At 71.0% G+C, this 6,345-nt stretch carries 4 protein-coding genes; all 4 read right to left on the reverse strand.

Annotated features, from left to right (window positions below; translation table 11 throughout):
- Nucleotides 1-2,391, reverse strand: a 2,391-nt coding sequence (locus tag AC2VNT_RS16190) for a beta-ketoacyl synthase N-terminal-like domain-containing protein (RefSeq protein WP_486947826.1), incomplete at its 3' end; no start/stop codon positions are given.
- 173 nt (nt 2,392-2,564) lie between these two features.
- Nucleotides 2,565-4,481 (reverse strand): long-chain-fatty-acid--AMP ligase FadD32, encoded by a 1,917-nt coding sequence (gene fadD32, locus AC2VNT_RS16195; RefSeq protein WP_486947823.1) that lies wholly within the window; start codon nt 4,479-4,481, stop codon nt 2,565-2,567.
- A gap of 228 nt (nt 4,482-4,709) precedes the next feature.
- Nucleotides 4,710-5,723: a carboxylesterase Culp6 gene (gene culp6, locus AC2VNT_RS16200; protein WP_486947824.1), complete on the reverse strand. Its 1,014-nt coding sequence runs from the start codon at nt 5,721-5,723 to the stop codon at nt 4,710-4,712.
- A 224-nt stretch (nt 5,724-5,947) separates the two neighbouring features.
- The coding region (locus tag AC2VNT_RS16205; protein WP_486947825.1) for an alpha/beta hydrolase-fold protein at nt 5,948-6,345 on the reverse strand (398 nt) is incomplete at its 5' end.

Consider the following 6,345-nt stretch of genomic DNA (forward strand, 5'->3'; position numbering starts at 1 on the left):
CAGCCCGCCGGCGAAGTAGGCCGCCCCCGGCTCGCCGAGCGACTGGCCGATCATCGCGGCCGGCTTCGCGCCGTGTGCGCGCAGCAGCTCGCCGAGCGCGATCTGGATCGCGAAGATCACCAGCTGCACCGACTCGATCGGGAATTCGACGGTCTGCTCGGTGTAGTCGATCGAGTCGTCGAGGATCAGCTCCAGGATCGAGACGCCGCGCTCGTCCTGGATCAGCCCGTCGATCTTCTCGATCCACTCGGCGAAGACCGGGTCGCGCAGGTAGAGGTCCTTGCCCATCTTGCGGTGCTGGGCGCCGAAGCCGGCCAGCACCCAGACCGGCCCGTTGGTCACCGGGCCGTCGGCGGAGAAGACGTTCGGCTTCTGCTTGCCCTCGGCGACCGCACGCAGGCCGGCGATCGCCTCGTCGTGGTCGCGGGCCAGCACCATCGCCCGGGACCGGCCGTGGTTGCGCCGGGAGAGCGCCCGGCCGATCGACTCCAGCGACGACGCCCGGCCCGCCTCGCTGTCGATCCAGTCGGCCAGCTCGGCGGCGGTGGCCTTCTTGCGCGAGGTGAGGAAGCCGGAGACGGCGAGCGGGACGAGAGGATCCGCCGCCCCGTCGGTTTCAGCGCCGGCCAGCGCGGCCTGCTTGAGTCGCAGCGCCGCGTCGGTGAGGCCGGGCAGTTCGTACTCCGCCTCGTCGGCGCCACCTTCGGGGTGGATGAACTCGCCGTATTCGTCGAAGCGCGGCGCCTGGTGCTCGATCTCCGCGACCGGCTCTTCGGCAACGACGTCCGGCTCTTCGGCGTCTTCGGCGGGCGCCTTGTCCAGCACGTCGTGCGGCAGCACCTCGCGCAGCACCAGGTGCGCGTTGGCGCCGCCGAACCCGAAGCCGGAGACCCCGGTGATCGCGTACCCGCTGTAGCGCGGCCAGTCGGTGGCGGTGTCGGCGACCCGCAGATGCTCAGCCTCGAAGTCGATGTAGGGGTTCGGACCGGCGTAGTTGATCGACGGCGGGATCTTGTCGTGGGCCAACGCCAGCACCATCTTCGCCAGGCTGGCCGCGCCGGCCGCCGACTCCAGGTGTCCGACATTGGATTTCACCGCACCCAGCAACGCCGGCTTCTCCGCCGCCCGGCCCCTGCCGACCACCCGGCCCAGCGCCTCGGCCTCGATCGGGTCGCCCAGGATAGTGCCGGTGCCGTGCGCCTCGACGTAGTCGACGGTCCGCGGGTCGATACCGGCGTCCTTGTACGCCTTGCGCAGCACCGCGGCCTGCGCGTCGGAGTTCGGCGCCAGCAGCCCGTTGGAGCGGCCGTCGTGGTTGATCGCGGACCCGACGATCACCGCCAGGATCTGGTCGCCGTCCCGGCGGGCGTCGTCGACCCGCTTGAGCACCAGCATGCCGCCGCCCTCGGCGCGCGAGTAGCCGTCGGCGTCGGCCGAGAACGACTTGATCCGCCCGTCGGCGGCCAGCACCCCGCCGACCTCGTCGAAGCCGACCGTCACCAGCGGGGTGATCAGCGCGTTCACCCCGCCGACCACGGCGGTGTCGCACTCGCCGGCGCGCAGCGCCTGCACCCCTTCGTGGGCGGCGACCAGCGCCGACGAGCAGGCGGTGTCCATCGTCACCGACGGGCCGTGGAAGTCGTAGAAGTAGCTCACCCGATTGGCGATGATCGAGCTGGAGTTGCCGGTGATCGCGTACGGGTGGGTGACGCTCGGGTCGGCCAACGACAGGTAGGAGTAGTCGTTGTTGGTGGCGCCGACGAACACCCCGACCGATGCACCGCGCAGGCTGGATGCCGGGATGCGGGCGTGTTCCAGCGCCTCCCAGGTCAGCTCCAGGGCCATCCGCTGCTGCGGGTCGATGTTGTCGGCCTCCATCTTCGACAGCGCGAAGAACTCCGCGTCGAAGCCCTTGATGTCGCTCAGATAGCCGCCCCGGGTGCGGGCCTTGGCCACCCGCTCGGCGATCCGCGGCTCGCACAGGAACTCCGTCCACCGGCCCTCCGGCAGGTCGGTGATCGCGTCGAAGCCGGCCAGCAGCTTCGCCCAGGTGTCGTCCGGGGTGTTCATCTCGCCAGGGAAGCGGGTGGCCAGCCCAACCACCGCGATGTCGGCGATGTCGGCGCGCTCGCGCGACCAGTCCTGGTCGTCGGCGGTGTCGTCCAGCACCGGCTCGCCCTCGACGATCACCGTGGCCAGCGCCTCGATGGTGGGGTGCCGGAAGGCGACGGTCGCCGAGAGGGTGACGCCGGTGAGGTCCTCGATGTCGGAGGCCATCGCCACCGCGTCCCGCGACGACAGGCCCAGCTCCACCATCGGGACGGTCTCGTTGATCGAGTCGGCCGCCTGGCCGGTTGCGGTGGCCACCCAGCTGCGCAGCCAGGCCCGCATGTCGGCGACGCTCAGATCGGCCCGGGTCGCCCCGAGCCGCGGGGCGTCGTCGTCGCCACCCACAGCGGTTGCCGGCTCCGGTTGTACGTCAGTCACGGCGCGTCACTCCTTGCCGAGGGTCATTCGCCGCCTGCTCAGCATCGCTATGCTCTGCATCGTCGGCGCCGGGGGTCTCAATCGTTGCGGTCCGGGAAGCTGTTCGGGGAGGCGCCACCGCTGTGCAGGCTGCCGTCCAGGTAGGCGGTGCGGCAGGCGCGTCGGCCGATCTTCCCGCTGGAGGTGCGCGGCACCGTCCCGGCCGCCACCAGCAGCAGGTCGCGCATGGTCACCCCGTGCCGCACCGCGATCGCCGCCCGCACGTCGTCGGCGATCGGCTGCTGATCCAGCTTGTGCGCGCCGACCGCCCGCTCGGCGACGACCACCAGTTGTTCGGAGCTGTCGTCCGGGTCGTACTTCAAGCCCGCGTGCGGGTTGTCGAAGACCTCCTTGGGCAGCTGGTTGGCCGGCACCGAGAACGCCGCGACGTACCCGGAGCGCAGCGCCTTGCTGGCCTGCTCGGCGGAGTACTCCAGGTCCTGCGGGTAGTGGTTGCGACCGTCGACGATCACCAGGTCCTTGATCCGGCCGGTGATGTACAGGTCACCGTCGCCGTAGAAGGCGCCGTAGTCGCCGGTGCGCACCCAGTGCCCGTCCTCGGGCACGCCCTCGGCGCGGGACGGCCTGGTCCGGGACGTCAGCAGGTTCTGGAAGGTCTCGACGGTCTCCTCCGGGCGGTTCCAGTAGCCGGCGCCCATGTTCTTGCCGTGCAGCCAGATCTCGCCGATCCGTCCGTCGGGCAGCTCGGCGCCGGTCACCGGGTCGACGATCGCCACCCACTCGTCGACGCCGACCTTGCCGGAGGCCACCTGGGTGACCGCGTGCGGGGAGTCCGGCGCGACCTCGACGAACCGCAGCTCGTTGTTCAGCGCGTCCCGGTCCACGGTGATGGAGACCGGGCCCTCGTCCACCGGGGTGGTGGAGACGAAGAGCGTCGCCTCGGCCAGCCCGTAGGACGGCTTGATCGCCTCCGGCCGCAGCCCGTACGGGGCGAACGCCTCGTTGAACTTGCGCAGCGACGCCGGCGAGACCGGCTCGCTGCCGTTCACGATCGCCATCACGTTGGACAGGTCCAGCGGCGGGTCGCCGTCCTTGGGCAGGCCGCGCAGCGCGGCGTGCTCGAAGGCGAAGTTCGGCGCCACCGAGTAGCTGAAGCCGGTGTCGTCCGGGCGGCGGGCCATCGCCCGGATCCAGCGGTGCGGCCGGCGCACGAACGCCGCCGGGGTCATGAAGGTGAAGTGCTGGCCGACCAGCGGCGACAACAGGATGGTGACCAGGCCCATGTCGTGGAAGAACGGCAGCCAGCTGACCCCGCGGTCGGCTTCCTCGCCGCGCATCGCGTGTACCACCTGGACGATGTTGGTGGGCAGGTTCAGGTGGGTGATCCGCACCCCGGTCGGGGTGCGGGTGGACCCGGACGTGTACTGCAGATAGGCGACCGTGTCCTGCTCGGTCGGGACCAACTCCCAGGTGGCGGCGACCTCGACCGGCACCGCGTCGACGGCGATCACCCGCGGCCGGTCCTTGGCCGGCCGGCCGCGGAAGAACTTGTTCACTCCCTCGGCAGCCGCGCTGGTGGTCAGCACCGCCGACGGGGTGCAGTCGTCGAGCACCGCGTGCAGCCGGCCGACGTGGCCCGGTTCGCCCGGGTCGAAGAGCGGCACCGCGATCCGGCCGGAGTACAGGACGGCGAAGAACGAGACCAGGTAGTCCAGGTTCTGCCCGCACAGGATGGCGACCCGGTCGCCGGGCTTGGTGACCTGCTGCAGTCGGGCGCCGACGGCCCGGTTGCGGGCGCCGAAGTCGGCCCAGGAGATGCTGCGCTCGACGCCGTCCCGCTCGGTCGAGTAGTCCAGGAACGTGTACGCCAGCCTCTCGCCGCGCAGCTTCGCCCACCGCTCGACGGTCTTGACCAGGCTGCCGGTCTCCGGGAGCCGCACCTTCCCGTCCTTGACGAACGGGTTGTGGTAATCCGCCGCGGACTTCAGGGCCATGCCAAATCTCCTGTCACAGACAGCTCGGGTGCGTGCGCTGCGCCGGGGCCATCTGCTTGGTCGCCGACCCCGGACCGGACAGATAGTAGCGACGACCGCCGAGGTGCCGTCGACTGCGCCGGTCGGGGCGCTTTGCTCTTAAATTGTTCTTAATGTTAAGGGGCGGCGCGGCATCACGCCAAATCGAACCGCGCGGCTGGTACGACCTTGTGATCTGCGTCATCGTGGTCAGCTGTGGTTTGGTCGCGGCGCGTTCTCGATGAGGTTGTGCGCCCAGTCCAGCGTCCACTGCGTCGCCGACTCGCCGTCGTGCGCCCAGAATTCGGTGGTGGCGTACATCGCGTGCACCGGCTGGCCGGCGCCGCCGGCCAGCGCGTCCAGGGTCTCGGGTAGCCGGGCCACGCTGAACGCCTCCCGGGGCGCTGCGCAGATCAGGTCACCGGGCGCGCAGATCTCGTTGGTGCGCCGATTCAGCGCGCCGAAGCCGCCGTCGCGGGCGCCGGTCATGGTCAGACCCAGCCCGGAGAGCATCGGCACCTCGTGCAGGGTGACCTCGGCCCCCTGGCCGGGCGGTGTGGGCGGCACGTCGACGCCGCTGCCCTCGGACCGCCGGCCGTCGGCGATCAACGTCACGCCCAGCACCAGATCCTCGTCGACCGGCCCGCGGCCGTTGCCGATGTCGCCGGCGACATCCCCGCCGATCACCGCACCCTGGGAGAACCCGATCATCACGTAGCCGGTCAATGGGCACTTCTCGTTCATGTCCCGGATCGCCTTGACCGTCGCCGCGGTGCCCTCGGCCCGGCTGTCGTTGTAGGTCATCTGGTTGTCGTTGCTGACCGGATTGTGGAACTGCGCGGTGTACGGCACGGTGTAGGTCTGCACCCGGTCCGGCTCGAACTGCTCGGCGATCGGCCGGGTGACGGTCAGCAGCAGCGCCCGCGGGAACTCGGTCGGGTTGAGCGCGTCGTCGGTCAGCGACGACTCCCAGGTGCCCGGCACCGAGACCAGCAGCACATCGGGGCAGCCGGCGTCCTGGGCTTCCGGCCGCGGCTTCTTGCCGGCCACCGAGCTGGTCGGCGGGGTGATCGCCGCCGGGGGCCGGGACGGCGATGCGGGCCGGCGGACCACGACCACGATCACCACCAGGACCAGCGCCACCACCAGCGCCGCCGCCCCGGCCGCGGTCCAGGCCAGAATCCGGTGCCGACGACGCCGCGAGCTGCGGGAGCTTTTCGGCATGTTCTCCTGGTTCTCCTGGTTCTCCGGTCCGCGGCGACCGGTCGTGGGTGGGGCGCGTCCCGCCCGCGGCGCGCCCTTCACGGTACCGGGGCACCGTCCACCGGGCCCGGACAGGCGCAGGACATGGGCCGATGGGCGTCACTGCACCGATCACGTCGACCACAACCCGGTCAACCGGGCCTACCACCGCCCGGCCATCCTGCGGCCGGCCGGCGAGATCAGCACTAGCCGATGGCGGCGACCATCTCGCCGGCCATCAAGCTCAGCTGCGGGCCCCAGGTGGGCCAGCCGTTGTCGCCCTCGGGGAACTCGAAGTGCCCGTTGTGGCCGTGCAGGTCTTTGTACTGGCCGTAGAAGACCCGGCCGGTCCCGGTCGCCTCGGCCGGGAAGCCGATCATCGCGGCCGGGTCGCTGGCGCCGCCGATCGGGGCGAAGACCCACAACCGGGTGTTGTTCTGGACCAACAGCGCCGCGTGCACGTACGGGTCGTGCCACTTCCACCGGCCCAGCTGCGGCGCCCCCCACAGCCCGTAGGCGTCCACCCCGCCGAACTGTTGCAGGCCGGAGACGATCGTCCCGGTGTTGGTGGTCGCCGACGGGTACAGGAACCCGGAGAGCGACC

This window comes from Mycobacterium sp. TH-M15, assembly GCF_057473705.1.

Excerpts from the sequence above, each read along its gene's own strand:
- culp6 (WP_486947824.1), bottom strand. The coding sequence starts at position 5,723 with ATGCCGAAAAGCTCCCGCAGCTCGCGGCGTCGTCGGCACCGGATTCTG.
- fadD32 (WP_486947823.1), bottom strand. The coding sequence starts at position 4,481 with ATGGCCCTGAAGTCCGCGGCGGATTACCACAACCCGTTCGTCAAGGAC.